Source organism: Alteromonas sp. Mac1, assembly GCF_001562125.1.
Classification (GTDB): Bacteria; Pseudomonadota; Gammaproteobacteria; order Enterobacterales; family Alteromonadaceae; genus Alteromonas; species Alteromonas stellipolaris.
Genome location: NZ_CP013932.1, coordinates 2,836,039 through 2,861,050, shown reverse-complemented (window position 1 = coordinate 2,861,050; position 25,012 = coordinate 2,836,039). Strand labels below are relative to the sequence as shown.

Below are 25,012 nucleotides of genomic sequence, written 5' to 3'. Positions count from 1 at the left end.
CCGGTTCATAAATGTCTCATGTTTTTTGAACCGGTTCAATTTTTTTGTTGTTTAGACTTACTTTTTCGGAGGTGCTGTGCTTTCTCTAATGATGAATTCGTAAGGGAGAATATGTTCAACCAACGCAGGGGGCTCGCCTTTTATCAACGAAAAAAGCAATTCAGCTGATCGTTCGCCTATTTTTGCTGCAGGTTGCGAAACAGTGGTCAATGTTGGGATAGCGTATTTTGAAACTTCCATATCATCAAAACCAGTAACAGAGATGTCTTGAGGAATTTTTAAGCCTTTGTCATTGAAGCCTTTAATTGCGGCTATTGCCATTTCGTCATTAAATGAGCAAATAGCTGTAGGCCGATTATCCATCTTACAAAATTGCTCGGCTGCGCTGAGCCCAGACCAATAGTTAAAATCTCCTTCAATAACAATCGCCTGGTCGTATTCTATATCAGCTTCCTCAAGTGCTTTTTTGTATCCATTCAAACGGTCAATGGTATGAGGATTTTCTTTAAGACCAGTTATGACGCCGATCCGTTTATGTCCTTGTGACAAAAGGTAACTTACGACCTTGTGCATCGCTCCCACGTTATCAATTCTTACTGAGTAGGACGGTGTATTTTCACAGCTACTTGCTGCAACAGATAGTACATCTTCTTTCGGTAGGAGCGCGTCATTTGGTCGATATGGACGAAGGTTAATTAAGCCATCGGCTAATCTAGTTTCCACCATGTTGATAAACTGTTTTTCACGTGCAACGGAGTCTTTAGTATCGCCAAGTAAAACACTAAAACCTGCGGCCTGTGCCACAGTTTCCACCCCACTAATAACGTTAGCGAAAAACAAGTTGGCGATATCAGGAACCATTACAACTATTGTATTGGAACGTTTGCTTCTGAACTTCTGCGCTAACATATTAGGTTTATAGTTAAGTTTAGCTATCGCGCTTTGTACCTTAGCCAGATTTTTTTTTGAGATTTTATCTGGATTGCTCAATGCTTTTGAAATAGTTCCTGTCGATAGCCCAGCTTCTCGAGCTACGTCCCTTATAGTCGCCATGTGTAACGCCTTTTAATTTGTATCTTATAAACTTGGCTATAATAACCTTCATTTAATAGATTTTATACCGGTTCAGATACTTAAAACTAATGGTTACTCTATAAGATTATCACCCAGAGGCAAAAATCACCTTGATATGTGAACCGGTTCATTTTATTCTTGTTTCAAATTTTAACAATTTAATAACGCTTTAGTGTGTTGGAGCCTTCATGCAATTAAGCTCATTGGACATAACAATTTTAATTTTGTACCTCATTTCAGTTGTTTTGTTAGGGGTCTTCGTATCTCGAATGGCGAAAAGATCTACAAGAGGATATTTCTTGGGAGGGAACCAAATTTCCTGGCCTTTCCTTGGGCTTTCGAATGCGTCCGGCATGTTCGACATAAGCGGAACCATGTGGATGGTTTACCTTCTTTTTATCTATGGCCTTAAAAGTGTATACATTCCTTGGCTTTGGCCGAGTTTTAACCAAGTATTTCTAATGGTTTTCTTATCTATTTGGTTGAGGCGCTCGGGAGTTATGACGGGTGCAGAATGGATTCGGTTCCGCTTTGGTGACAGTGCTGGTGCGAATTTAAGTCATTTCATCGTTGTTATCTTTGCTCTACTCAGCGTTCTTGGCTTTTTAGCTTACGGCTTCATTGGTATAGGCAAATTTGCCGCAATTTTTCTTCCATGGGAGCTACACGTAGACCCTCGTACCAACGAGATTATCTACGGGCTAATTATCACTGCACTAACAGCAATCTATGTTGTAAAAGGCGGAATGATAAGTGTCGTTTTTACTGAGGTATTACAGTTTTTAATTATGACGGTCGCATGTGTTGCAATTGGTGTTATTGCGATGCAACAAGTCTCCCCTGAGATGCTAAATCAAGTCATCCCTGATGGTTGGACATCCATATCAATTGGTTGGAATTTAGATTTAGATTGGAGTGGCATATTAGCTTCAGCTAACAGGAAAATTATCGATGATGGGTGGTCGTTATTTTCTATCTTCATCATGCTGGTTCTATTTAAGGGCGTGTTTCAGAGTATGGCTGGGCCGGCGCCAAATTTTGATATGCAAAGAGTGCTTTCTGCAAAATCGCCAGCTGAAGCTGCGAAAATGAGTGGCTTCGTTAGCATCGTATTACTGTTCCCCCGTTACATGATGATAACTGGGCTAACAATTCTCGCTCTAGTTTATTTTTTACCTACTCTACAAGCAATGGGCAGCGAAGCTGATTTTGAACAAATCCTTCCTTTTGCGCTGGCTAACTTTGTCCCTAGTGGGCTTCTCGGCTTGATAATAGCGGGCTTGTTGGCAACTTTCATGTCGACGTTTGCTGCAACGACAAATGCTGCGCCAGCTTACCTAGTCAATGACATATACAAACGCTACATAAATCCTCAAGCGTCTGAAAAATCCGCGGTAAGAATGAGCTATTTAGTTTCAGTTGTCTTTATTGTATTAGGCACTGTTATTGGCTTATTCGTTCCATCTCTTAACAGTATCGTCCTGTGGTTGGTTTCAGCATTGTACGGCGGCTACACAGCGTCCAATCTTTTAAAATGGTATTGGTGGAGGTTTTCAGGCATTGCCTATTTTACAGGTATGGTTGCGGGTATCTTAGGGGCTATTCCTCTCATGTTTACTGACATTTCACCTCTCTATGCTTTTCCGTTTCTGTTTGTTGGCTGCATAGTAATTTGTATCGCTACGAGCCTAATAAGTGGTCCCGATGATATTGAAGTACTGAAAAGATTTTACATCAAAACACGCCCTTGGGGATTTTGGAAACCAGTTTTGCATGAAGCGCAGCTGGACAACCCTGGAATTTTACCTAACACAGATTTCAAAAGAGATTTATTCAACGTAGTAATTGGGCTTATTTGGCACACCAGTTTAACAGCTTCCCCTATTTTTCTGGTCATTCAATATTGGCCAGAGTTTACTATTTCACTCGGGATAGCCCTGATTACAACCTTCATTTTAAAGATAAATTGGTGGGACAGGCTTGAAGAATCCTCCTTTAACGAGCCAAGAATAGCTACAGCTACCGCACAACCAGATCAAAGATAGATACTTTTATTAGGAAAATAGTGATGAACTTATTCTCATATGAACAGCGTTCAAGTTTAATAAAATCTGAACACCAGCAGTTAGTCTCTTTAAATAATGAACCTATAGAGGGAGGGAATGGCATCTTTGAACGCTGGTTGAACCCAGTAATAACAGCTGAGCATATCCCTTTAAATTGGCGTTATGACTTCAATAAGGAAACTAATCCTCATTTCATGGAAAGAATTGGAGTAAATGCTGCCTTTAATGCCGGAGCAATAAAATTCGATAACAAGTTTGTTGTAGTGGTGCGCGTGGAAGGTAATGATAGAAAGTCGTTCTTCGCTGTGGCTGAGAGCCCTAACGGTGTAGATAACTTTAAATTTTGGGATAAGCCTATTGATATGCCCGAAACAGAAGAGCCAGATACAAATGTATACGACATGAGGCTTACACTGCATGAAGATGGCTATATATATGGATTATTTTGTACAGAGAGAAAAGATAAATCTCAACCTAGTGATACATCGGCAGCTGTAGCACAGTGTGGAATTGCGAGAACCAAAGATCTTGTTCAGTGGGAGCGTCTTCCCGACCTTGTAACAAATGGAGGACAACAACGAAATGTAGTGCTACATCCCGAGTTCATCGACGACCTATATGCCCTTTATACTAGACCGCAAGATGGCTTTATAGATATAGGCGGGGGCGGCGGTATTGGTTGGGGCTATACCTCAACTATGGATGGTGCAGTTATCAAAGAAGAGAGGATAATTCATCCTAAAGCCTATCATACCGTTTATGAACTGAAAAACGGCCAAGGACCTACACCAATAGAGACAGCTAAGGGGTGGTTACACCTTGCTCATGGTGTGAGAAATACAGCTGCGGGTTTGCGCTATGTATTGTACGCATTTCTCACTGACCTTAATGAACCATGGCGCATAACGCACTGTCCTGCCGGTTATTTATTGGCACCAGAAGGAAGTGAACGAGTGGGGGATGTAAGCAACGTTGTATTTTCTAATGGCTGGATTCAGGACGGCGAGAAGGTATTTATCTACTACGCTTCTTCAGACACGCGACTGCACGTTGCTACTAGCAGTGTATCAAGACTGGTTGACTACTGTGTAAATACGCCATCGGATGGCTTGACATCTTCAGCTTCTGTGCAAGCAATTACGGCGCTTATTGAAAGTAACAAGAGGTTTGAATAATGCGCGCAGAGCTTTTAGATAATTTCAGTGAGTTCACCGCTATCAGTGCTGCTAACGAATTAGAGTCGATAGCAAGATGGTGGCTGGAGCATTCATTGGATTTTGACAATGGAGGTTTCTGGGGAGAAATAGATAACGATGCTAAACCCAGCCGAAAAGCTGATAAAGGCATTGTACTTAATACAAGAGTCTTATGGTTTTTTAGCGAATTAGCATTCTCTACAGAAAATGAATCTTATAAAAGAGCTGCACATCGAGCTTACGAGTATTTACTAAGCCATTTTTTCGATACTGCTTTTGGAGGATTTTTTTGGTCACTAGATTACAAAGGTCATGTTATCGACGCCAAAAAGCAAGTGTATGCGCAATGCTTCGCTGTTTATGCTTTGTGTAGTTATTCCAAACTCACTGGCAATGAACAGGCCAAAGCGTTAGCTTATTCAACATTTGAGTTGATAGAACATTATGCATTAGACCGAGAACAAGGTGGATACATCGAAGCGTGCTCTCGTGAATGGGGATCCATTGATGATTATCGGTTAAGCGATAAGGATTTAAATTGTCCAAAGTCCATGAATACGCATTTACATGTACTTGAGGCTTATACCTCTCTTCACCACGTTAGCCCAAATGAAAATACAGCAAACGCGCTAAGGCATGCTTTAACCGTTTTTCTAGATAAAATTGTTACTGATGATGGGGCGCACCTGAAATTGTTTTTTGATACGCAATGGACATGTTTAAGTCATGAGGTTTCGTATGGCCATGATATTGAAGCGAGCTGGTTAATTTATGAAGCTGCTGAAGTTCTAGAAGATGAGCAACTTACTCGCGAAACAACAAAGATTGCGCTAACACTAGCCAGTGTATGCAGAGAAAATGGCATAGCAGCTAACGGTTATGTACTCGATGAGTACAATCCGCAAACGAGAGAAGTAAGTGATAATAGCTACTGGTGGGTGCAAGCTGAGGCATTAGTTGGCTTTTACAATGCTTATCAATTGACGAAAGACCGAAAATATCTAGAGGCTGTTGATCATATTTGGCAGTTCATTCAAAGCGAACATAAAGACCATGGAGAGTGGCTTTGGTTGGCGCGCTCCCAAGGAGGTAGGGGCCTTAACTACAAAGCTGGTTCTTGGAAGGGCCCTTACCACAACGGTAGAGCGATGTTAGAAATGGTCAAAAGGTTTAAGGAGGCTACTGCAAATGAGTAGGCTAGTTTGTTTAGTCGCGCTTATGCTGGCAACCCAGTGTTTTGGTTTTGAAAATTTTATAACCCGAGATGGAAGCAAACTCTACGATGGCGATCAGGAGTTTAGATTTTTCGGTATTCATGCGCCAGAGCTACATCGAATAGAAGATGATGCAAGAGGAAGCTGCAAAGCTGATTCTCGGTCTTGGGGACAGTACTTTAAATGGCCAACTTTTGATGAACAGAAAAATTGGATTCAAGCGTTGACGCGTTCAGGACATACTGCAATGCGGGTTTACGTCTTATCTGTTTCTCACCCTGAAGATTTAAAATGCGAGCGAGAAACTCACATTTTGCGTCCGCGGGAGCCGGGTGGCATGCCGCGACTGAATGAAAAAGCGATGCGTGTATATGATCGAATGATAGCACTCTCTGAGCAGTATGACTTAAGGCTCATACTGCCTTTTATAGATCACTGGCAGTGGTGGGGGGGAAGAGCGGAGCTGGCCGCTTTTTACGGCGAGTCTGCAGATGACTTCTACAATACATCCAGTAAAACCTACGAAGCTTACTTGCACATTATAGAGTCTGTAATTACGAGGAAAAATACAATTACGGGCAGATTTTACTACGATGAAAAAGCTATTATGGCGTGGGAAACCGGCAATGAGCTTAGAATGAGCACTTCCGATTTCGTCACTACAACTGCAAAAAGAATTAAAGGTTTAGCGCCAAATCAACTCGTAGTTGATGGAAACTACTTATCTATTACGCCCTCTTCTCCCGACGATGAAAATATCGATATCATTAGCAATCATTTTTATTCTGTTAACGGCAATAACAACCCCCAAACAGTTATTAATGACTTAACTAAAATTGCTGGGCGCAAAGCATATATTGTTGGGGAGTATGGTCTTATTCCGACTGAGCCCATGCGTGATATTGGCGAGACGATAGTAGAACAAAATGTCAACGGACATTCAGCCGTAGGCGGTTTCGTTTGGGGATTTAGAGGTCATCGACATGATGGCGGCTTTTACTGGCACAAGGAAGGTAATGCTGATTACCAAAGTTACAGACTGCCAGGGTTTCCAGAAGCATTTGAAAACAATGAGATTCAAGTAGTTCAGTTAGTCCGCGAGCTACAAGCTAAAATTTTAGGTAAGGCTAATCCAGCGCCACTTCCTGCACCTCTGTCTCCAAAATTAAGAAAGATAGAAGATTGTGGGGAGCTAAAGTTTATGGGGGCTCCGCTAGGACGATTTTATAGAATTGAAAAACGAAAAGAAGGGACTGAAAACTGGGAGGCAATTTCATCTAGCGTCTCTGACGGTGAAGTCTACTTTAAACCTCAGCAAAGTGAGTTGTTTAATATTGCTGAATATACGGAGCATGGAAAAACGTATGATTTTCGCGTGATTGCGCTAAATGAAAGCGGCGAGTCTGTTCCATCAAATGTGCTGAGTTGGTCTAAGAAATCCAACGTAGGCGCTTTGAAATGTGACTAAAATTTTTAGATGGTTCAATTACCTTTTAAAGCGAACTTGTTTCTATATTGTCAATTTATACCACACTGTCATTTACAATTTCGGTGTATTCCGCTAGTTGCTCTTCACTTGCCTCATCGTTAATCGATGAGATAATTCGAACAATTATAAATACATAAAAAAGGGCTTAGCTGACGTCATCAGCTAAGCCCTTATTATCAAATTACTATTCGCTTAAAAACGCTTTTCAATACCAATCTCAAATCTACGCTGTGCGCCATACCAACAGTTGTTGGTATCGTAGCAAGCACCTACATATTCCTTGTCAGTAAGGTTACTTACGCTTCCAGTTAGTTTTAAATCATACTGTGGCATGTCGTAAGACAACACCGCATCAATCAAGGTGTACGAAGGCACAGTGTCGGTGTTGTACTTATCTACTTGCGTTTCACCCACGTAACGTACACCTGCACCTAACATTAGTCCGTCTAGTGCGTCGTCGAAAAAGTAGTTAGCCCAAACAGAGGCACTTTCTTCAGCAACCCATACTGGTGTTTTACCAACCACGTCGGGGTCTAATGTATCTTCGGTCACTTCCATATCAAGGAAAGTTGCATTTGCTTGAAGCGACAATGCGTTGGTTACACGAGTATTAAGTTCTAGCTCAACGCCTTTAGATTCAACTTCGCCATTTTGCGTATATTGAGCAAAGTCTGACGTATTTACCACTACGTTTTGTTTAGTCAGTACGAAGTAAGCACCCGTAAATGTGGTTGCGCCATCACCGCTGATATACTTAGTACCAACTTCAATTTGGTCTGCGGTAGTCGGCTTAAAGGCCTCGCCAGTAACTGAGTCGGTGCCTGAAACAGGTTCGAAAGATTCAGAGTAATTTGCATACATGCGCCAGCCTGAATCAAAAGTGTACATAGCGGCCACACGGCCTGAAAACTCATTTTGGTCAATTTCTGTGGTGCTTCCATAAGGAAAGCCAGCATATTCATTGGCTGCCACATCGGTGCTTTCAAATTGGTCGTAGCGGCCATTTAACAAGAAGGTGAAGTTATCGATGCGAATTTCGTCTTGAAGATAAAAGCCGATTTGCTCAATATCGATAACGTGGTCTTCTTGATAAAAATCCAATGGAAGCGAACTTACATCGAAAAGATCGTTATCAATATTACTCAAATCAAGCACCGGCGTATCTGTGGTCAAAGTATCGCGATACGCTACGGTAGAGTCTGAATTTTGATAATCCAAACCAAACAATAGGTTATGTGCCACATCACCGGTTTGTACAAACCCAGCCAGTTGGGTATCGACAGTTACGCCATCGATTTCTTCATCGGTTAAATAAGCAGAGCGGGTTAAGTAAATACCATCCGTTGGTTCTCCCGAATGATAAGAGTTTTGCTGCAGTGCATCGGCATCGGTATAGCGGAATTTTTGTAATACCGACCAATCGTTATTAAATTCGTGGTTAACCTTGTAACCAAGCATAAGCACTTCACGTGAATAACTGTTCCAGTTCTCATCACCAGCATAAACGCTGGCGTCAAGCTTCCCGTATGGGGCTTCATAAAGCGTACCAACACCAGGTAGTGGGGTAGATGGCACCATTTCAGGGTCGTCTTGATAATACGCAGACAGCGTAAGCTCAGTAGCCTTAGTAAGATCTATGGTGACAGAAGGCGCTATGGTGTAGCGCTCATTTTCAGTAGTGTCTTGGAAGCCATCTTGCTTTCTGCCTAATGCCACAAGACGATAGCGGGCGTTATCGGTAAGCTGACCTGTGGTATCTACACCAAGCTCAAATAAGTTATCCGACCCCACAGCTGCACGAACCAAGGTTTCGTCTTCGTCTTTCGGGTATTTGGCTACTTGATTCACCATACCGCCTGGAGGAACTAGGCCATAAAGGGATGACGCAGGGCCTTTTAGAATCTCTAGTGACTCAGTGGCAAAAGAATCCACTTGAGGATAAAGGTTCCAGCTATTGTTGCTTAAAAGCGGTAACCCATCGTAAAAGGTTTGGTAGGTATCGAACCCTCGGATAGTAAACTGGTCGAAAATAGTGATAGTAGGGCGGCTTTCAGTGGTTACCCCAGAGCTATAACGAAGGGCTTCTGATACGGTTTGCGCCTGACGCAATTGTAAGAGCTCTTGATCGATAACACTAATGCTGACGGGTGAATCGATAGGGCGTAAAGAAGACTTAGTGGCTGTACTTCTATACGACTGCATAGGGTTTACTTCAATGTGCTCAAGGCTTTCATCTTCTTGCTCTTGTGCAACAGGTGATGTAGCTACCGCTATCGCTAATGCGGTTAAGGAAGGGTAAAACCAACCTTTACGACCGTTCGACATTCTTTATTTCCTCAAAATGTAAGACTAAAACCAATTATATGAGGCAAAGTCTATCATATGAGTATTTAAATAATAATAGTTATCATTAAGTTTTAATGGTGGGCAATAAGGTTTATTTATAAATTTTTGTTTAAACCATTTTCCTCTGAAGGATCTGTCATTGGCATGCTAGCCTCTTTTTTAGCGAGCTCCGACTTCCAGCGTTGCTGCGCAATGTGTCCTTTCATCAATTCTAAGCATTCATTCACCACCTGTAATACTTCCTTATCTAATGCATCGGCTGTAGGGGTGTAATCGTGCATACCAACAGAAATGAAGTGGTCGATGCGCTCAGCGTCTATATCAGACAATAAATTTACCAACGACATAGTGACGATATCGGTTACCGATTCTTCCAACGTATTCTCAATGGTTTTGCCGATAACTGGCAAGTAATTCAGGGTAGATACTTGCGCATTCCCGCGCACCGCTTTACCTACGCTTTTGCGGACATGCTCGCGTATTACTTCACCATGTTCATCGCTACTTATTGATTGCCCAAGGTGATTGATAACGCCTGCCATCCATTGAGTGATAACCGGGCGACGGGGCGCAAGAACTTGCTCGGTAATTTCATCAACTAAGGGCGAGCCTGCAGCAATGTCTTTTTGGGCATCGCTGAGCACCTTTACCACAATTCTGTCGCTGAGTTCTTCTACAAACACATCGTAGTAAAAGGCAAAGAAGCGAAAAATAGCAGTGCGGTTTAAATCGATAATTTGATACTTGTGCAATCGGTGTAAAATTGAAAATATGCGTAAAAAGCGGAACAGGCGTGTAGCACCAAGCGGGATTAGACCTACTAAATCGTACCAGTGTAGGAAGGGAAAGAAGTACCAGCGCAGGTGCTCTTTACGCATAATGGCTACTATCCACCTAAAACAAAATTCAGTAAGAAAAATGCCAATGAAGACTAAATCAACCAACAAGAAGTTGTGGTGAATGGGGTCGTAAGCGTTAATTAATGCGGGAAAGAAGGCATCTATTTGAGAATAGATAAAGTCGGTAGCGTACAAGGCATCGAAAATTAGCCATGCTAGGTTTAAAAATAAAATACCTAGCATGACTAAATCTAGGATTAACCAGGGCGTTTCATGACTGTTACGTAAATTATCCCGGTTAACCCTTAGCATTAGTCTTATCCTGTACTGTTTAGCCTGTGCTGTTTAGTCTAGTGACGTCTACAAACAGCTTAAGCTTCTGGCCAGGCTGTAAGTAACGCGAGGTATTGATGTTATTCCATTTACCAATATTGCTGATGCTAACATTGAATTTATTCGCAATACGCGACAGTGAGTCGCCATTTCTTACCGTATAGGTCACGCGCTTGGTAATGGCGTCTGCATTTTTTGCGTTGCTATTGGAGTTTTGCCACACCACAAGCTTTTTGCCAAGATGGAGCATATCGCCAGGCGCCATGTTATTCCAACTTGCTAATTTTTTTGTAGTGACTCCATATTTACGGGCGATATCCCATAACGTATCACCCGAACGTATGGTATGAGTAACTTTGTACGCACCATGCTTTTTATTTTGCACGCTGGCTAGACGTTGGCCTTGCGATAAATCGTAATTATCGAGGGCTTTCAATGCCACTGGCACCATAATAGGTTGGCCGATACGAATCACATTCGAATCTAGCTCATTAACCTGCTTAATCACTTTTACTGTGGTGTGATACTTATTCGCAAGTTTCCCTAAACTATCGCCTGGCTTCACCGTGTGGCGAACCCAGTTCAATCGATCAGTGCGATCAATTTTAGCAAGCGCATCACTAAAATCGGCCGCTTTTGTTAACGGCAGCACTAATCGGTGGGGGCCTTCAGGTGCTGTAGCCCAGCGGTTAAAACCTGGGTTTAACGCATGTAATTCTTTAAGCGTCATACCCGCAAGGTCTGCAGCAAAAGCCAAATCTACTTGTGATCCAATATCTACCACTTCGATAACGGCAACATTTTCAACTTCAGGCCATGCAAAAGCATATTCATCGCGGTGTTTTAAAATATCAGCCAACGCTAATAATTTCGGCACATATGCGCGAGTTTCACGAGGTAAGTTTAACGACCAAAAATCGGTAGGTTTACCAGCTTTTTTATTCGCGCGAATAGCTTTAGAAACACGACCTTCGCCACTGTTATACGCCGCCAGCGCGTGCAACCAGTCTCCATCGAACATGTTTGATAGATAGGTCAGGTAGTCTAAAGCACCTTTGGTAGAGGCTATAACGTCACGGCGGCCGTCGTACCACCATGTCTGATCCATCCCGAAGCGCTTGCCTGTGCCCGGGATAAATTGCCACATGCCAGCCGCTCGGCCATGAGAATAAGCGAACGGATCGAAGGCACTTTCAACAATAGGCAATAACACCAATTCCATTGGCATGTCGCGCTTTTCTATTTCATCAACAATGTAGTAAAGAAAGGGCTTTGCACGAGTAACCACACGCTTCATGTACTCTGGATGCTTTAGGTACCAGTTTTTTTGCACATCAACGCGGCGATCATCAGGAATATATAAATTAAGCCCATCGCTTACTCGCTGCCATACATTGGTGATAATGGCTTCGGTTTCTACTGCCGGATCATCAATAAGCGCTTCTGCTTCCGACAGCAAATTATCTTTAGGGTGCACTACATCAATAACGCCATCGCGCGCTATTTCACAGTCTTCAATTGCTTCGGGCGTTTCGTGTAATGTGTTGCAAGGTTCTGTTGAGCCTTCAACATTTTGCACATTCACTACGTCTTCTTGTATTTGTTCTCCTGTGATTTGGCACCCACTTAGCCCTAACGCTAGTAATACGGGTGACAAAGCAAACAACTTCAACTGCATGTAGAAGGAACCTCTCGAATATCTGCAAACCGCACATTCTACCTTCAGTGCGTTAGTTTTGCATTAAAACTCATCTTTCCAGCGTCGAACTGCAGCAAATACTGCTACATCGTCGCCCATGTTTTTTTCGCAATAAGCTTCGGCAGCAGTTTGTACAGAAAGTTCATGAGAACGTAAAAAAGGGTTAATTTGTTTTTGTTCAGCCAAATTTGAGGGAAGGGTAGGCATACCCATTTCTCGTTTTTTATCTACCCAGGATGAATAGGCTTGAAGGGCCTGGTTTTCTGGCTCTACTTCTAATGCAAAGCGTACATTCGATTGCGTGTATTCGTGGGTACAGTAAACCAGTGTGTTATCGGGCAAGCGTTTCAGCTTGTTTAACGAGTGAAGCATTTGTTCAGGTGAACCTTCGAACAACCTGCCACAGCCTGCTGAAAATAATGTATCACCACAAAACAAAACATTGTGGCCAAAGAATGCAATATGGTCGAGGGTATGACCGGGGACTTCCATTACTTGGAATTCTAAATCTAATACAGGGAGCTGTAAGGTATCGCCTTGTGAAACAGATTTAGTGATACCCCGAATATGACCCCCTCTTGGGCCGATAACGGGAAGGCCTGGGTTTGCAGAAACTAATTTAGCAATGCCACCGGTGTGGTCATGATGATGATGTGTGATTAACACTGCCGCTAAATGAAGGTTTTCACTTTTCAAAAACGCAAGTACAGGCTCTGCGTCGCCGGGGTCGACCACGATTGCTTGCTCGCTACTGTGAATACACCAGATGTAATTGTCGCTAAATGCTTCGATTGGAAAAATTGAAATGCCGTGAGGAAGAACGTCAGTCGCCATGGTGCACCTGCTTGTGTAGGTATAATTATGCGATACTATAAGAACTTGTTGTACACAGAGCAACCTTAAGGCACGCTTAGCAACTATGAGATCAGCATTTCGCTCCCAAGCCCCCCGCTATCCTGAAGACTGGACCGACTTTCCAGCAGGAGAGCAAATTAAGCAAGCCATCACGCAAGTGTGCGACGACTACACTCAACGTATTTTTGGCTATCACTTCGTGAAACTTGGCAGTTTAAGTGCGCAAATACCGTTAAAGCAAAGCCCTATACGCAACATTATTAGCCAAGTCCCATATAGCGCAATGCACGTATCGCGTGATAATTTAAGCGACAGTACTATCAGCAGTGCAGAGGGGATGGAAGGCGTAAATAGTTCATCACAAAGTTTAGAAGACGCTAAGCATCAGCATGGTAAGTTATCAGATGCCACGTTATCGAACACGTTAACGGACAGCCACACATTTATGGGCAAAGACAGTTCTGCAAGCCCTAAAATAGTTGGACAGTCACATCAGCTACCTTTTTCAGAAAACAGCATAGACGGCTTTTTGTTAGCGAACGAATTGGACTTTGCGCAAGACCCCCACGAAATTTTACGGGAAGTAGATAGAGTTATTACCCAAAGTGGCTATGTGATAATTAGCGGGTTTAACCCATTGAGTTTAGCCGGCATCGCTAAGTTCTTGCCGGTTAAGCGAGATAACAAGTTGCATGATGCGCGCTTTTTTACCTCGTATCGCATAAAAGATTGGTTGCAGTTATTAGGGTTTGAAATTGTAGAACAGCGCCAAATTATGTTTTCTACCTTATTTTTCCAGCCTCGCTGGGAGTATTCAAAAAATATTCAGCACTATTTATCTGCTTACTTTCCGTGGTGCAGCGCAATGTATGTAATTTTAGCCAGAAAGCGGGTGATGCCCATGACAGCCATTCGCCCCAAACTACAATTGAAGCGACAATTCTCACCCGTAGGCGCAGCCAGTGCCAGAACCTCTTCGTATAACAAAACCAAAAACTGAGACACCCATAGTTTTGGTTTAAGTTGAAACTTGGACACCCACAATTCAGCTGGCTGTTCCAAAAGTGGGTGTCCACAATTGATCTGCATCGTTTGAGTGACGTTAAAACATGGATGTCCAATTTTAGACTCATGTTTAAATTAAGCAGAGAAACAAGAACACGCCCATCTTTTTCCCAAAAACAAAAAAGCCGTGTTGAGATTATCAACACGGCTTTCAAATTTTATAGCGGTTGGCTTGCCCAAGGCAGTAACTACATATTACTTAACGCGCATACCAGGTAATGCACCTTCGTGCGGCTCTAAGATATAAAGCTCATCGCCACCAGGGCCAGCAGCTAATACCATGCCTTCAGACATACCAAAGCGCATTTTACGTGGTGCTAGGTTAGCTACCATCACGGTATGCTTTCCAATTAACGCTTCGGGCGAGTAGGCCGACTTAATACCAGCAAATACTTGCTTGGTTTCGCCGCCTAAGTCTAATTCAAGTCGCAAAAGCTTATCGGCTTTTTCAACATGTTCAGCGTTAGCAATACGTGCAATACGTAAGTCTACCTTAGCGAAGTCGTCGAACGAGATTGTCTCGCTAATAGGATCTTTACCTAACGGGCTGTCTGGGCTAACCGTTGGTTTTGTTGGCTCTAGGTTTTCTTTTGAATCATCAACCATGGCGTCTACTTTCTCCATTTCTACGCGTTGCATCATCGGCTTAAACTTGTTGATAGCGTGGCCAGTTAGCACGGTTTCAAGAGACGACCAAGTAAACTCATCGTTCAAGAAGCCTTCTGCTTTTTCTGCCAGTACTGGAAGCACAGGTTTTAAGTAAATGACCAACAGGCGGAACATATTAATACCCAACGAACATACATCGTGAGTGAACTGCTGTTTGGTTTCGTCTTTTATCGTTACCCAAGGGGCATTGGTATCGATGAATTGGTTGGCTTTATCGGCCAATGTCATGATTTCACGTATCGCTTGGTGGTAACGACGGCGCTCGAATAAGTCAGCAATAGTGTCGGCTGCATTTTGGAACTCGGCAATAAGCTTGGGTTCTAAAATGTTGTCAGACAATTTGCCGTCAAAGCGCTTAGTAATAAAGCTGGCACAACGGCTAGCAATGTTGACGACTTTACCTACTAAATCTGAATTCACTTTTTGTGCGAAATCGGTAAAGTTTAAGTCGATATCCGTTACGCTATCGCCAAGCTTAGACGCAAAGTAATAACGTAAATATTCTGGGTTCAAGTGGTCTAAATAAGTGCGGCCTTTAATAAAGGTGCCGCGAGATTTAGACATTTTCGCGCCATTCACAGTAACAAAACCGTGAATATTCACACCAGTAGGCTTACGGTAACCCGCACCTTCTAGCATGGCAGGCCAAAATAGGCAGTGGAAGTAGGTAATATCTTTACCGATAAAGTGGTAAAGCTCGGCTTCTGAATCTGCGCCCCAAAAATCGTCGAATTCCAGATTGTTTTGGTCGCAGAAGTTTTTAAAGCTGGCCATGTAACCAACAGGGGCATCTACCCACACATAGAAAAACTTATTCGGTGCACCAGGAATTTCAAATCCAAAGTAAGGCGCATCACGGCTGATATCCCACTGCTGCAAGCCTTCGGTAAACCACTCTTGTAGTTTATTGGCCATCTCTTCTTGCAAAGCGCCAGAACGGATCCAGCCTTTCAGCATATCTTCAAACTTAGGTAGGTCGAAGAAGAAATGTTCAGATTCTTTCAATACTGGCGTAGCACCAGATACCACACTGCGAGGGTTTTTAACTTCAGTAGGGCTGTAAGTAGCACCGCACACATCACAGCTATCGCCGTTTTGATCTTCAGCACCACAGCTTGGGCATGTACCCTTAACGAAACGGTCTGGCAAAAACATTTCTTTTTGCGGATCGTATAATTGATTGATAGTGCGCTTGCTAATGTAACCGGCGTTATCTAAACGGGTGTAAATTTCTTCACACAAGGCCTTGTTTTCAGGCGAATGGGTTACATAGTAGTTGTCGTACTCTACGTGAAAATCGAGCAAGTCTTGATGATGCTCTGCACGGGTTCTTGCAACCATTTCTTCTGGCGTAATACCCAGTTCCTGCGCTTTAAGCATAACAGGCGTACCGTGTGCATCATCGGCACAAACACTGTAACATTCGTTTCCACGCAGACGCTGAAACCGTGTCCAGATATCGGTTTGAATGTGTTCAAGCAAGTGGCCTAAGTGAATAGAGCCATTGGCGTAGGGCAACGCACTGGTTACCAGAATGCGGCGATTTTCAGACATAATTACGTATAGATTCTTCGCGTTTCAAAATGGCTGCAAATACTAGCGGAAATCCGCGTTTTTTGCATTACGAAATTCACAAAATACCCCGTAGACAGGATAATTTATGTTCTTTTCCCGTAAAGCTAAGCTACTCATCGACAGAGTTGCCGCTATTTTAGCCAGCTACTTCAGTGTTGAAGCCACCATTACCGCGAAATGGTGCTCAGATAAGTTGGATGTAGATAAAGCCACTGATGCAGTAAAAGTTGACGACACAAACCCTGCCAACGCATTTACCATCAGCTTACCGTTTTGTTATAAAACCCAGCAAGCGAACGTAAAAGCCCACGTGCTAGAAGCGTTAAAAGGCGAGCTTACCGAACAGCAACTCATCGTTAGCCAACATATAGCGTCGGGCGAAACTAAAAATCCCGCTGTAAACAATATTAAAAATATTATTGCCGTGGCCTCGGGTAAAGGTGGGGTAGGGAAGTCGACCACCAGTATTAATCTGGCCTTCGCGCTTATGCAGGAAGGAGCCAATGTAGGCATTTTGGATGCTGACATTTATGGCCCATCGGTGCCTATTATGCTGGGCAATACCGATGCGCACCCGCATAGCAGTGATAATAAACATATGCAGCCGTTAAGTGCTCATGGCTTGGTAGCAAATTCCATTGGTTATTTAGTGCCTCAAGAAGACGCTGCGGTATGGCGAGGCCCAATGGCAAGCAGGGCATTAAAGCAGCTTATCGATGAAACATTGTGGCCCGTACTCGACTATTTAATTGTAGATATGCCACCGGGTACAGGTGATATTCAGCTTACTATGGCACAGCAAGTGCCGCTGACAGCTGCGGTAGTAGTTACCACACCACAAGATTTAGCCCTGGCCGATGCTCAAAAAGGCATTAGCATGTTCGAAAAAGTCGGTGTGCCGGTATTAGGGTTAGTTGAAAACATGAGCTACTACCAATGCCGCGCCTGTGGCGCCAAAGACTATGTATTTTCAAAAGATGGCGGCGAAATATTGGCCGAGCGACACGGTTTGCCGCTGCTAGGCCAATTGCCACTAGATATTACCGTACGCGAACACGCCGATGCGGGTACACCATTGTTGGTAAGTGCGCCAGATAGCCCATTAAGTGAAAGCTACCGCGAAGCAGCTAGAGCATTATCGATGCAATTAGCGTTAACCGTTGCCCCTAGAACGCAGCAAAACAAGCATATTAAAGGCGACCCCATTGGCGTAGCCAGAAAGCTTTAGACGGCAAGCTATAAATTACAAACCTAAACAGAAATTAGTCACTTTTAATCGTTTCAGTTATTAATTTTGGTATTTAAAGTAAATAGAGCTTATAGCCAGTTGATTGGTGTGAGCTACATACGCATAATACCGCACACTTTATAGTAAGGACTTACCGCTCATGCGCCTTTGCGACCGCGATATATACGAACATTTAAAAGCTGGGAAAATAAAAATAGACCCAACACCCGACTACGAAGAAATTAGTGGGGTGACAGTAGATATTCGCCTAGGTAATAAATTTCGCGTATTTGAAGACCATCAAGCACCTTACATCGATTTAAGTGGGCCTAAAGCGCAAGTGCAAGAAGCGCTAGATCACGTAATGAGTGACGAAATTGAACTGCCAGAAGGCAAAGCATTTTTCTTGCACCCAGGGGAGCTTGCATTGGCCATTACGCATGAATCGGTTACCTTGCCTGATTATATTGTTGGATGGCTAGATGGGCGCTCATCGCTAGCACGCTTAGGCTTAATGGTGCATGTAACTGCACACAGAATCGATCCAGGTTGGTCGGGCAATATCGTGCTGGAGTTTTATAACAGTGGAAAATTGCCATTAGCCCTTCGCCCGAAAATGAAAATTGGTGCGTTAAGCTTTGAAGTGTTATCGAACCCCGCCGAGAAGCCCTACAACGCGCGAGTAGATGCCAAATATAAAGGGCAAGACGGTGCCGTAGCTAGTCGTATATCGTCAGACGATAAAAACAGCGCATAAAATCTTTAGCGCGTAAACTATATAAAGAAAGCATGTAGCAAAACATGAAGTAAAGTATAAAAAAAGGGTATGCAATGAGATCTAATAAGCCGTTCGACAAAAGCTCGTTTATTATTCTTATTGCCCTTGTTACTTCGCTAGCGCTTGGCTCAGGTATTTATTTTTCAAATATAAGCGTTGATATTGCACTTACCGCAGGCATTACCTTGTTTGTGGCAATATTATGGGTAACGGAAGCGTTGCCCATACCCGCAACCTCACTCATTCCATTTGCACTTTTTCCTCTAGCTGGTGTGTTAACGCATACCGAAGCGGCTTCGTCGCTAGGTAGCCACGTTATTATCTTACTAATGGCCGCGTTCATGCTGTCGAAAGGGTTAGAAAAAGCTAACCTGCATCAACGTTTCGCTATTTACATGTTGCGGGTAACTGGGGCAGGTAGCCCACTAAAGCTAATTTTAAGCTTTATGCTGACAACCGCTATTTTAAGCATGTGGATAAGCAACACTGCTACCATTTTGATGATGCTACCCATGGCCATGGCAATTATTAATGCTATGGAAAATCCCCGCTTTGGTGTGGCACTTATTTTAGGTATTGCTTATGCCGCAAGCCTAGGCGGCGTGGGCACGCCCATTGGCACGCCGCCCAATATAATCTTTATGAGTGTTTACGAAGAAACCCAAGGACATGAGTACAGCTTTATTGAGTGGATGAAAACTGGGGTACCCATTGTACTAGTCTCTATTCCGTTAATGGCGTTGTGGCTAGCGAGGGGATTAACGCAAGTGGGTAACATTGCGTTACCTCAACCGGGCAAATGGACAGTAGCTGAAAAGCGCGTTTTGGCAATATTCGGCACTGTCGCTATGGCGTGGGTATTTAGGCCTTTTTGGAGTGCGTGGTTAGGCATTACCACCATTAGCGATAGCACCATTGCAGTAGCTGGTGTGGTCGCCATGTTCATGACCAACAACGGTGAAACAACGCCTGCCACCGAAACGCGCAAAAGCCAACACGATAAATTACTCGACTGGAAAACCGCCAATAATATTCCTTGGGGCATGTTGTTATTGTTCGCTGGTGGTATTTGCATTGCCAAAGCGTTTAAATCATCGGGCTTAAGCGTTTTAATGGGGGAGTGGCTTACTGGGCTTTCAACCTTACCAGTAATTTTCCTTATTCTGGGTATCTGTTTATTTGTAACCTTCCTAACCGAGATAACATCGAATACCGCTACAGCCACACTACTTATGCCAATATTGGCAGCAGCAGGCTTTGCGGTAGGCGTAGATCCTAAACTGCTGATGATCCCCGCTGCTATTAGCGCCAGTTGCGCCTTTATGCTGCCAGTGGCAACCGCACCAAATGCAATAGCCTATGCCACCGAAAAGTTTGATATAAAAACCATGGCGCGAGAGGGCATAGTACTAAACGTGATTGTTGCTTTGGTAGTAACCGCAGTGTGTTATTTAACGTTATAAAAATGATGTTTCACACCGGATGTGCAGTTTTATTTTAAAAACTGATTAGCAATTAAGCGCTTAACCAAGGATTTGCACAATTGTCGTTGCATTGTGACTAAAAATAAGTAGACTTATCGGCTCTTTCGGTCGGTGTGTGGCGCAGCTTGGTAGCGCACTGTCATGGGGTGTCAGGGGTCGGAGGTTCAAATCCTCTCACACCGACCAACTTCTCCTTTCTTCATGACGCTTATAGCCTTTACAGCTCTACCCCATCAATGAGGGATCAGCATCCACCTCACTCGATTGATAACAGCATCCTATTCGTTAACCGATGTGCACAATGGGTCATCACTCTCATTCTGTAATTTTCAACGTATCTAAAACCATCCGAGCTTCTTGATATCATTTCAATTTTGTTCTGTAAGCCTCGGTCACAGCGCTGTAATTCATCACGCATCACTATTCTCTTCAACAAAATGAAAGTTTAATAGTTTGAACTGCGCTTGAAAGCCAAGCTTAAGGTAAAGAGGAAGGCCCATTTTAGATGCCTGTAACACCATAAATTCAGACCGTTGTTGCTGCGCACGAGCAAGTAACAAATACATGGCGCTTTTTGCTGCGTTTTGGCCTTGAAAAGCTTTTTTGACACCCATCTGATGTAGTCCAGTGACGTTGCCTGTCTTATAGAGTAAGGCACTTACGGCAGGTTTCTGGTTAAGGTAGCCTAGATAAATTTCGATGTCACAGTCAGTCAATAAAGGCTTAAACACTTCTTGATCCATCTCGTAGCCAAACGCTTCACTACTTATCTGCAACCATTGAGTTAGGGATTCGGCATCTTTGACTATGCGTAAATCTAGGTTGTTTTGTTGTTCAGTTGGCAATGTAATTTCATTCAATTTCAGATACATGGCTGTTTGTTCAAACTCTAAAGGCCAGTTTTCGTCCAAGCGAGAAATAGACGCCACATTATTTGCTTTAGGCAAGGGGTAAGGCCAAGAGGTAATTCGGTGGCTTTTAGGAGTAGCAGATATTTGTAGCGATAGGTTGTTTTCACCTTCCAACCAACTGCGATAAGGCCACCCTAGGGTTGCCAGTAATGTACTGTTTCCCTCATGAGCAATGGACTTTGTGCCGTATTTATTCCATAACGCGGTCAGGTTATGAATGTTCTGTTGATCAATAGACATTTCTCGTCCCCCCGTTTATAAGGTTAATGCCAAGTACCATGGCGAAAATACCAATGATAACTTTGGGAGTAATAGGTTTAATTGGTTGCTCAAACCATCCAAAATGCCCAGCGATAATTGCAAGAATTAACTGTCCGCTCAGTGCAAAAGACATCATGCTGCCCACACCCATTTTCGGGATCAGATAATAATAGCTGCCAACACCAAATGCACTGAGAATGCCGCCAAACCATAAATAAGTTGGAATAGACCTGATATCCGCATATACCGGAAGTTGCCTTTGATTTATCAGCATAAACAATAATGTAAAAAAGCAGGCAAATAAAAACGCAATTGCTGTCGCTAGCACTGGGTTTTTAAGAAGAACTCCCAAACGGGCGTTCATACTGGCCTGAAAAGTAATAGCGGCACCGGCTAGTACAGCCAATGCAGGGAAGGCCCACATATTATATCTCCATTACTAGATGTTGATGATCAAAACGAACTTTGCGGCGTTGGCTGTATTTATCATTTGGGTCACGAATACCAATAGGGCAAATAACCGTGGAAGCGAGGTTGTTGGCTGTAAGATTAAGTATGGCGTCAAATTCTTGAGCGTCGAATCCCCCAATTGGGCAAGTATCAATTTTCATCATAGCTGCGCTGGTCAACATGTTTCCTAGTGCAATAAAAGCCTGCTGCTGTGCCCAGTGCAAACCTTCTTTTGTGTTCATAGTTTCTAGCGCTTTTTCAGCCATTGCAGCAAAACTTGTTAGAGATTCAGAAGACGTATCATTATTTTTCGATGCCTCCTGAATATAGTCACTGACTAAGTGGGAACCAATGTCAGTTCTGGCAGCGAATACCAGTAAATGAGAGCTTTTAATTACTTGCTCTTGACCATAAGCAAAAGGCAATAAACGCTGCCTCACGCTTTTTGATTCTATAACGATGACCTTATAGGGTTGAAGTCCGTAAGAAGAAGGGCTCAATCGAGTTGCTTCAAGGAGTTCGCGCAACTGCCATTGCTGTAGCTTTTGTTCGGAAAAACTTTTAACTGAATAGCGCCAGTTTAATGCGTTTATTACATTCATGTCATATCCCGTATGTCGTCTTTGTTGTACTTCAACTAAGATTATCGGGGTATGAAATGTACTTCCTTTACATAGGTTGATTTTGAAAGTTATTTTTCATTATTGAGACTTTTGCGTATCCGGCTTAGTTGTGTTGGCGTTACGCCGAGGTGTGAAGCAATTTGGTATAGTGGCAGCCTGTCCGCCAAGTTGGGAAACTCAGAGGTAAATTGCTGGTATCGTAGCGTGGCATTATCCTGAACTAATTCTATTTCTCGAGCATCTTTGTGCAGTAACCAATTTTTTTCCAGATAAATGATTTGATATTTCATCAACTCGTTATTGGAAAAAAGTAATTGGCGAAAGCCTGCAAAATCGATTTCCACCAACAGACTGTCTTCAACAGTCTCAAATGCCAAACGAGAAGGTTGCGAGGTAAGTAGGGCTGTCATTGAACCGGGAAACTGCCCTTCGACAAAGAAGTTTTTATTGTATTCTTGCCCTTGCTCATTAATAACATACCCTCTGACCAGCCCTTTCACCACAAAAGCAAAACTTTTTGGATGTTTTCCCGCTTCATAGAGAAGAGCTCCCTTTTTTAATGTTCTTACTTTGCAAAGATTGGAGAAGTTATCCCAGGTTTCATTTGATAGGGGAGCGTAGCTTTCCATAACAACTTTTAACGCTTCAAAACTTTCTTTCTTCACTTAAAGAGGCCCTTTACTAATTTCTGCAAAAACGTGACGGTTTTATTTTTATTAATGATATCGCTTATAGTGGGGTTAAGCCTTTGCTCTACTTTTCCAACAATACTAACATCACGCTAACACCCACCAAGTCGGAGAATTAAGACAATTTCCGTTCAACGAAGCGTTTTAAACAAGCCCACTCTTTTTTTGCTGAAGTTTTCGTACCGTCAAGAATGGTAAAGCTGGCAAACCACCCTAATAGTAAAATCAATAATACAGCCCCATTAGCGTCTTTATCTTTAACAACTAGCGCCATTGCAAGCATTACGCTAGCCCATATTATCGCGTGACCTATCACCAATGGTGAATCTGATGAGGAATTGCCTTCAATTTTATTTAATACTCGACATATTCTTTGGATAATTTTGGCTCGGCCAGAAGACGCCTTAATTTCTGCTTCGGGGTAGCCCAAATCACTGGTTGCTTTTTCAAAAGCGAGTTTTTCATCGGTGCCCGAATTTACATCTTGTTCGATTATGCAATATAGGTGATCTTTCAATTCATCAATTTTATCTGCATCCCAGATATTGTGAGAGACAACCTTATTGCACCAATTTTCAACAGCGTTATCGAGATCAAACATGCCTTATTCTCCTTTGAAAGACATAAGTAAAGTGTATAGCTGATGCCACTGATCTTGCATCTTAAGTAGTTCTTTGCGGCCTTCATCCTGCAGGGTGTAGTACTTCCGCTTTCTACCCGTATCGGCCTTACCCCAATAGGATTCAATGAAGTCGTTTTTCTCCATCCGATGCAAAATGGGGTATAGCATTCCATCTGCCCATTCAAGCAAACCGTTTGAATGCGCTTTTACCTGCTGAATAATTTCGTAACCGTAACTATCACCATTCTTCAGAATAGAGAGGATCAACGGCGTAGCTGAGGCAGCGACTAAGTCTTTTGCAATTGTTGAAGCCATAGCGTCTCTTTGCATAGGAGTGTTATGTATAAGTTACATAATACTTCTATGTATAGCAATGGTTGTTTTTTAAGCAGAGGCTAAGCTGTTAAAAAGTAATAGAAAATAATGTGTTTAGTTGATAAATATTTGATTAGTTCTTTACGGTGGGTGTCATTAAGGTTGCTATAAAGTCGCTCGACCCAATCGTTACATTTCCTGACAATTAAACTGCTTTTTGTGATTTCATTTTGTGATATAAAAGCTAATTACAAGCAGTTGTAGTAATCGTTTAGGAGTACATAAATGGAATTAGAAACCGTTTTAGACTACGTGTTTTCGTATCAAGTCATCTTACTTGTGCTTATTGTTATTGGCCTTAAATCCTCAATAAAATTTGTACCTCAAAACCGCGCGTACATTATCGAACGTTTTGGTAAGTACAACACCACTTTGGAAGCCGGTCTAAATTTTATCGTGCCCTTTATTGATACTGTTGCGGCAAATCGCTCGTTGAAAGAGCAGGCGGGTGACGTACCTGAACAGTCTGCAATTACGAAAGACAACATCACATTAAGCGTTGATGGCGTATTGTATTTTAAAGTCGTCGACCCTTACAAAGCCACTTACGGTGTAGAAGACTATACATTTGCCGTAACGCAGTTGGCCCAAACCACCATGCGCTCTGAGCTCGGGAAAATGGAGTTAGACAAAACCTTTGAAGAGCGAGACTTGTTAAACACTAATATTGTGTCTGCGCTTAATGAAGCCGCTGCTCCGTGGGGCGTTCAGGTGTTACGTTACGAGCTAAAAGATATTAATCCGCCGAATTCAGTACTAGATGCTATGGAACAGCAAATGAAAGCGGAACGATTGAAGCGCGCGCAAATTTTAGAGTCTGAAGGTGATCGTCAAGCGGCTATTAACCGTGCCGAAGGTGATAAACAAGCAATAGTGCTTGCCGCTGAAGCTGACAGAGAAGAACAAATACTGAAAGCCGATGGTGAGGCTCAGGCTATTATTCGTGTTGCACAAGCGGATGCCGAGGCCATCGAAACCGTTGGTAAAGCGGCAGCCACACAAGAGGGCCAAAAAGCGGTGCAGCTTGAGCTGGCAAAAGGCGCTATTCAAGCAAAAGAGAAAATTGCTAAAGAGTCTTCAATTGTTTTGTTGCCAGACAGCGGGACAGAAATAGGCAGTGTTGTAGCGCAAGCAATGACAATTGCGAACGCAATAGGCAAAAAGGCATAGC

At 43.0% G+C, this 25,012-nt stretch carries 21 protein-coding genes and 1 tRNA gene; 10 read left to right on the top strand and 12 right to left on the bottom strand.

The window, feature by feature from the left end:
* Window positions 1-57 precede the first annotated feature (57 nt).
* On the bottom strand, window positions 58-1,053 hold the full coding sequence (locus tag AV939_RS12195; RefSeq protein ID WP_061997743.1) for a LacI family DNA-binding transcriptional regulator: 996 nt from the start codon (window positions 1,051-1,053) through the stop codon (window positions 58-60).
* A 209-nt stretch (window positions 1,054-1,262) separates the two neighbouring features.
* Here AV939_RS12195 and AV939_RS12190 point away from each other — a divergent pair, with 209 nt between their 5' ends.
* From AV939_RS12190 to AV939_RS12175, 4 genes are read left to right on the top strand one after another with little or no spacing between them, the layout of a single operon-like run.
* On the top strand, window positions 1,263-3,119 hold the full coding sequence (locus AV939_RS12190) for a sodium:solute symporter family protein (RefSeq protein ID WP_061997742.1): 1,857 nt from the start codon (window positions 1,263-1,265) through the stop codon (window positions 3,117-3,119).
* A 23-nt stretch (window positions 3,120-3,142) separates the two neighbouring features.
* Window positions 3,143-4,315: a glycoside hydrolase family 130 protein gene (locus AV939_RS12185; protein WP_061997741.1), complete on the top strand. Its 1,173-nt coding sequence runs from the start codon at window positions 3,143-3,145 to the stop codon at window positions 4,313-4,315.
* Window positions 4,315-5,532: an AGE family epimerase/isomerase gene (locus AV939_RS12180; RefSeq protein WP_061997740.1), complete on the top strand. Its 1,218-nt coding sequence runs from the start codon at window positions 4,315-4,317 to the stop codon at window positions 5,530-5,532. The genes AV939_RS12185 and AV939_RS12180 overlap by 1 nt, the downstream gene beginning before the upstream one ends.
* Window positions 5,525-7,018 (top strand): hypothetical protein, encoded by a 1,494-nt coding sequence (locus AV939_RS12175; RefSeq protein ID WP_061997739.1) that lies wholly within the window; start codon window positions 5,525-5,527, stop codon window positions 7,016-7,018. The genes AV939_RS12180 and AV939_RS12175 overlap by 8 nt, the downstream gene beginning before the upstream one ends.
* A 213-nt stretch (window positions 7,019-7,231) precedes the next feature.
* Here the strand turns inward: AV939_RS12175 and AV939_RS12170 are convergent, their stop codons facing one another.
* The 4 genes from AV939_RS12170 to gloB all read right to left on the bottom strand — a co-directional run bounded on the left by AV939_RS12170 (window position 7,232) and on the right by gloB (window position 13,090).
* A complete protein-coding gene (locus AV939_RS12170; RefSeq protein WP_061997738.1) occupies window positions 7,232-9,364 on the bottom strand; it encodes a TonB-dependent siderophore receptor in 2,133 nt (710 codons plus the stop codon).
* A 116-nt stretch (window positions 9,365-9,480) separates the two neighbouring features.
* Entirely contained in the window at window positions 9,481-10,536 is a 1,056-nt protein-coding gene (locus tag AV939_RS12165) for a hypothetical protein (protein WP_061997737.1), read from the bottom strand.
* Between the two features lie 19 nt (window positions 10,537-10,555).
* Window positions 10,556-12,235 (bottom strand): lytic transglycosylase, encoded by a 1,680-nt coding sequence (locus tag AV939_RS12160; RefSeq protein ID WP_061997736.1) that lies wholly within the window; start codon window positions 12,233-12,235, stop codon window positions 10,556-10,558.
* A gap of 63 nt (window positions 12,236-12,298) precedes the next feature.
* Complete coding sequence (gene gloB / locus AV939_RS12155; RefSeq protein ID WP_061997735.1) at window positions 12,299-13,090, bottom strand: hydroxyacylglutathione hydrolase; 792 nt, start codon at window positions 13,088-13,090, stop codon at window positions 12,299-12,301.
* A gap of 85 nt (window positions 13,091-13,175) precedes the next feature.
* On the opposite strand from gloB, the gene AV939_RS12150 reads away from it, so the two are divergent.
* Window positions 13,176-14,111 carry a class I SAM-dependent methyltransferase gene (locus AV939_RS12150; protein WP_061997734.1) on the top strand — a complete coding sequence of 312 codons (936 nt, stop codon included), beginning with the start codon at window positions 13,176-13,178 and terminating at the stop codon, window positions 14,109-14,111.
* Between the two features lie 260 nt (window positions 14,112-14,371).
* On the opposite strand, the gene metG is transcribed toward AV939_RS12150, so the two are convergent.
* A complete protein-coding gene (metG, locus tag AV939_RS12145) occupies window positions 14,372-16,399 on the bottom strand; it encodes a methionine--tRNA ligase (protein WP_061997733.1) in 2,028 nt (675 codons plus the stop codon).
* Between the two features lie 106 nt (window positions 16,400-16,505).
* On the opposite strand from metG, the gene apbC reads away from it, so the two are divergent.
* From apbC to AV939_RS12125, 4 genes are all read left to right on the top strand, one after another.
* The gene (gene apbC, locus AV939_RS12140) at window positions 16,506-17,648 is read left to right on the top strand and encodes an iron-sulfur cluster carrier protein ApbC (RefSeq protein WP_057791036.1); all 1,143 of its coding nucleotides are present in this window, start codon (window positions 16,506-16,508) and stop codon (window positions 17,646-17,648) included.
* A gap of 160 nt (window positions 17,649-17,808) precedes the next feature.
* Window positions 17,809-18,405 (top strand): dCTP deaminase, encoded by a 597-nt coding sequence (dcd, locus tag AV939_RS12135; protein WP_057791038.1) that lies wholly within the window; start codon window positions 17,809-17,811, stop codon window positions 18,403-18,405.
* A 74-nt stretch (window positions 18,406-18,479) separates the two neighbouring features.
* A complete protein-coding gene (locus AV939_RS12130) occupies window positions 18,480-19,889 on the top strand; it encodes an SLC13 family permease (protein WP_057791040.1) in 1,410 nt (469 codons plus the stop codon).
* A 130-nt stretch (window positions 19,890-20,019) separates the two neighbouring features.
* Window positions 20,020-20,096 (top strand) — tRNA-Pro (locus tag AV939_RS12125).
* 224 nt (window positions 20,097-20,320) lie between these two features.
* On the opposite strand, the gene AV939_RS12120 is transcribed toward AV939_RS12125, so the two are convergent.
* The 6 genes from AV939_RS12120 to AV939_RS12095 form a co-directional block, all read right to left on the bottom strand.
* Entirely contained in the window at window positions 20,321-21,061 is a 741-nt protein-coding gene (locus AV939_RS12120) for a GNAT family N-acetyltransferase (protein WP_061997732.1), read from the bottom strand.
* A complete protein-coding gene (locus AV939_RS12115; protein ID WP_231751120.1) occupies window positions 21,051-21,488 on the bottom strand; it encodes a DMT family transporter in 438 nt (145 codons plus the stop codon). The genes AV939_RS12120 and AV939_RS12115 overlap by 11 nt, the downstream gene beginning before the upstream one ends.
* A gap of 19 nt (window positions 21,489-21,507) precedes the next feature.
* The gene (locus AV939_RS12110) at window positions 21,508-22,134 is read right to left on the bottom strand and encodes an NAD(P)H-dependent oxidoreductase (RefSeq protein WP_057791046.1); all 627 of its coding nucleotides are present in this window, start codon (window positions 22,132-22,134) and stop codon (window positions 21,508-21,510) included.
* 89 nt (window positions 22,135-22,223) lie between these two features.
* Window positions 22,224-22,820: a Crp/Fnr family transcriptional regulator gene (locus tag AV939_RS12105; RefSeq protein WP_231701209.1), complete on the bottom strand. Its 597-nt coding sequence runs from the start codon at window positions 22,818-22,820 to the stop codon at window positions 22,224-22,226.
* Between the two features lie 139 nt (window positions 22,821-22,959).
* On the bottom strand, window positions 22,960-23,445 hold the full coding sequence (locus AV939_RS12100; protein ID WP_057791049.1) for a hypothetical protein: 486 nt from the start codon (window positions 23,443-23,445) through the stop codon (window positions 22,960-22,962).
* Window positions 23,446-23,448: 3 nt separating this feature from the next.
* Window positions 23,449-23,781, bottom strand: a complete 333-nt coding sequence (locus AV939_RS12095; RefSeq protein WP_057791051.1) for a PadR family transcriptional regulator — start codon at window positions 23,779-23,781, stop codon at window positions 23,449-23,451.
* A 285-nt stretch (window positions 23,782-24,066) separates the two neighbouring features.
* Between AV939_RS12095 and AV939_RS12090 the strand changes: the two genes are divergently transcribed.
* On the top strand, window positions 24,067-25,011 hold the full coding sequence (locus AV939_RS12090) for a slipin family protein (RefSeq protein WP_057791053.1): 945 nt from the start codon (window positions 24,067-24,069) through the stop codon (window positions 25,009-25,011).
* The last annotated feature ends 1 nt before the right edge of the window (window position 25,012 follow it).

What these genes read in the sequence shown, in the direction of transcription:
- AV939_RS12165 (WP_061997737.1), bottom strand. Translation starts at nt 10,536, where the DNA reads ATGCTAAGGGTTAACCGGGATAATTTACGTAACAGTCATGAAACGCCC.
- AV939_RS12190 (WP_061997742.1), top strand. Translation starts at nt 1,263, where the DNA reads ATGCAATTAAGCTCATTGGACATAACAATTTTAATTTTGTACCTCATT.
- AV939_RS12090 (WP_057791053.1), top strand. Translation starts at nt 24,067, where the DNA reads ATGGAATTAGAAACCGTTTTAGACTACGTGTTTTCGTATCAAGTCATC.
- AV939_RS12195 (WP_061997743.1), bottom strand. Translation starts at nt 1,053, where the DNA reads ATGGCGACTATAAGGGACGTAGCTCGAGAAGCTGGGCTATCGACAGGA.
- AV939_RS12130 (WP_057791040.1), top strand. Translation starts at nt 18,480, where the DNA reads ATGAGATCTAATAAGCCGTTCGACAAAAGCTCGTTTATTATTCTTATT.
- AV939_RS12180 (WP_061997740.1), top strand. Translation starts at nt 4,315, where the DNA reads ATGCGCGCAGAGCTTTTAGATAATTTCAGTGAGTTCACCGCTATCAGT.
- AV939_RS12170 (WP_061997738.1), bottom strand. Translation starts at nt 9,364, where the DNA reads ATGTCGAACGGTCGTAAAGGTTGGTTTTACCCTTCCTTAACCGCATTA.
- AV939_RS12150 (WP_061997734.1), top strand. Translation starts at nt 13,176, where the DNA reads ATGAGATCAGCATTTCGCTCCCAAGCCCCCCGCTATCCTGAAGACTGG.
- AV939_RS12110 (WP_057791046.1), bottom strand. Translation starts at nt 22,134, where the DNA reads ATGAATGTAATAAACGCATTAAACTGGCGCTATTCAGTTAAAAGTTTT.
- dcd (WP_057791038.1), top strand. Translation starts at nt 17,809, where the DNA reads ATGCGCCTTTGCGACCGCGATATATACGAACATTTAAAAGCTGGGAAA.
- AV939_RS12175 (WP_061997739.1), top strand. Translation starts at nt 5,525, where the DNA reads ATGAGTAGGCTAGTTTGTTTAGTCGCGCTTATGCTGGCAACCCAGTGT.
- apbC (WP_057791036.1), top strand. Translation starts at nt 16,506, where the DNA reads ATGTTCTTTTCCCGTAAAGCTAAGCTACTCATCGACAGAGTTGCCGCT.
- AV939_RS12095 (WP_057791051.1), bottom strand. Translation starts at nt 23,781, where the DNA reads ATGGCTTCAACAATTGCAAAAGACTTAGTCGCTGCCTCAGCTACGCCG.
- AV939_RS12120 (WP_061997732.1), bottom strand. Translation starts at nt 21,061, where the DNA reads ATGTCTATTGATCAACAGAACATTCATAACCTGACCGCGTTATGGAAT.
- metG (WP_061997733.1), bottom strand. Translation starts at nt 16,399, where the DNA reads ATGTCTGAAAATCGCCGCATTCTGGTAACCAGTGCGTTGCCCTACGCC.
- AV939_RS12185 (WP_061997741.1), top strand. Translation starts at nt 3,143, where the DNA reads ATGAACTTATTCTCATATGAACAGCGTTCAAGTTTAATAAAATCTGAA.
- gloB (WP_061997735.1), bottom strand. Translation starts at nt 13,090, where the DNA reads ATGGCGACTGACGTTCTTCCTCACGGCATTTCAATTTTTCCAATCGAA.
- AV939_RS12160 (WP_061997736.1), bottom strand. Translation starts at nt 12,235, where the DNA reads ATGCAGTTGAAGTTGTTTGCTTTGTCACCCGTATTACTAGCGTTAGGG.
- AV939_RS12100 (WP_057791049.1), bottom strand. Translation starts at nt 23,445, where the DNA reads ATGTTTGATCTCGATAACGCTGTTGAAAATTGGTGCAATAAGGTTGTC.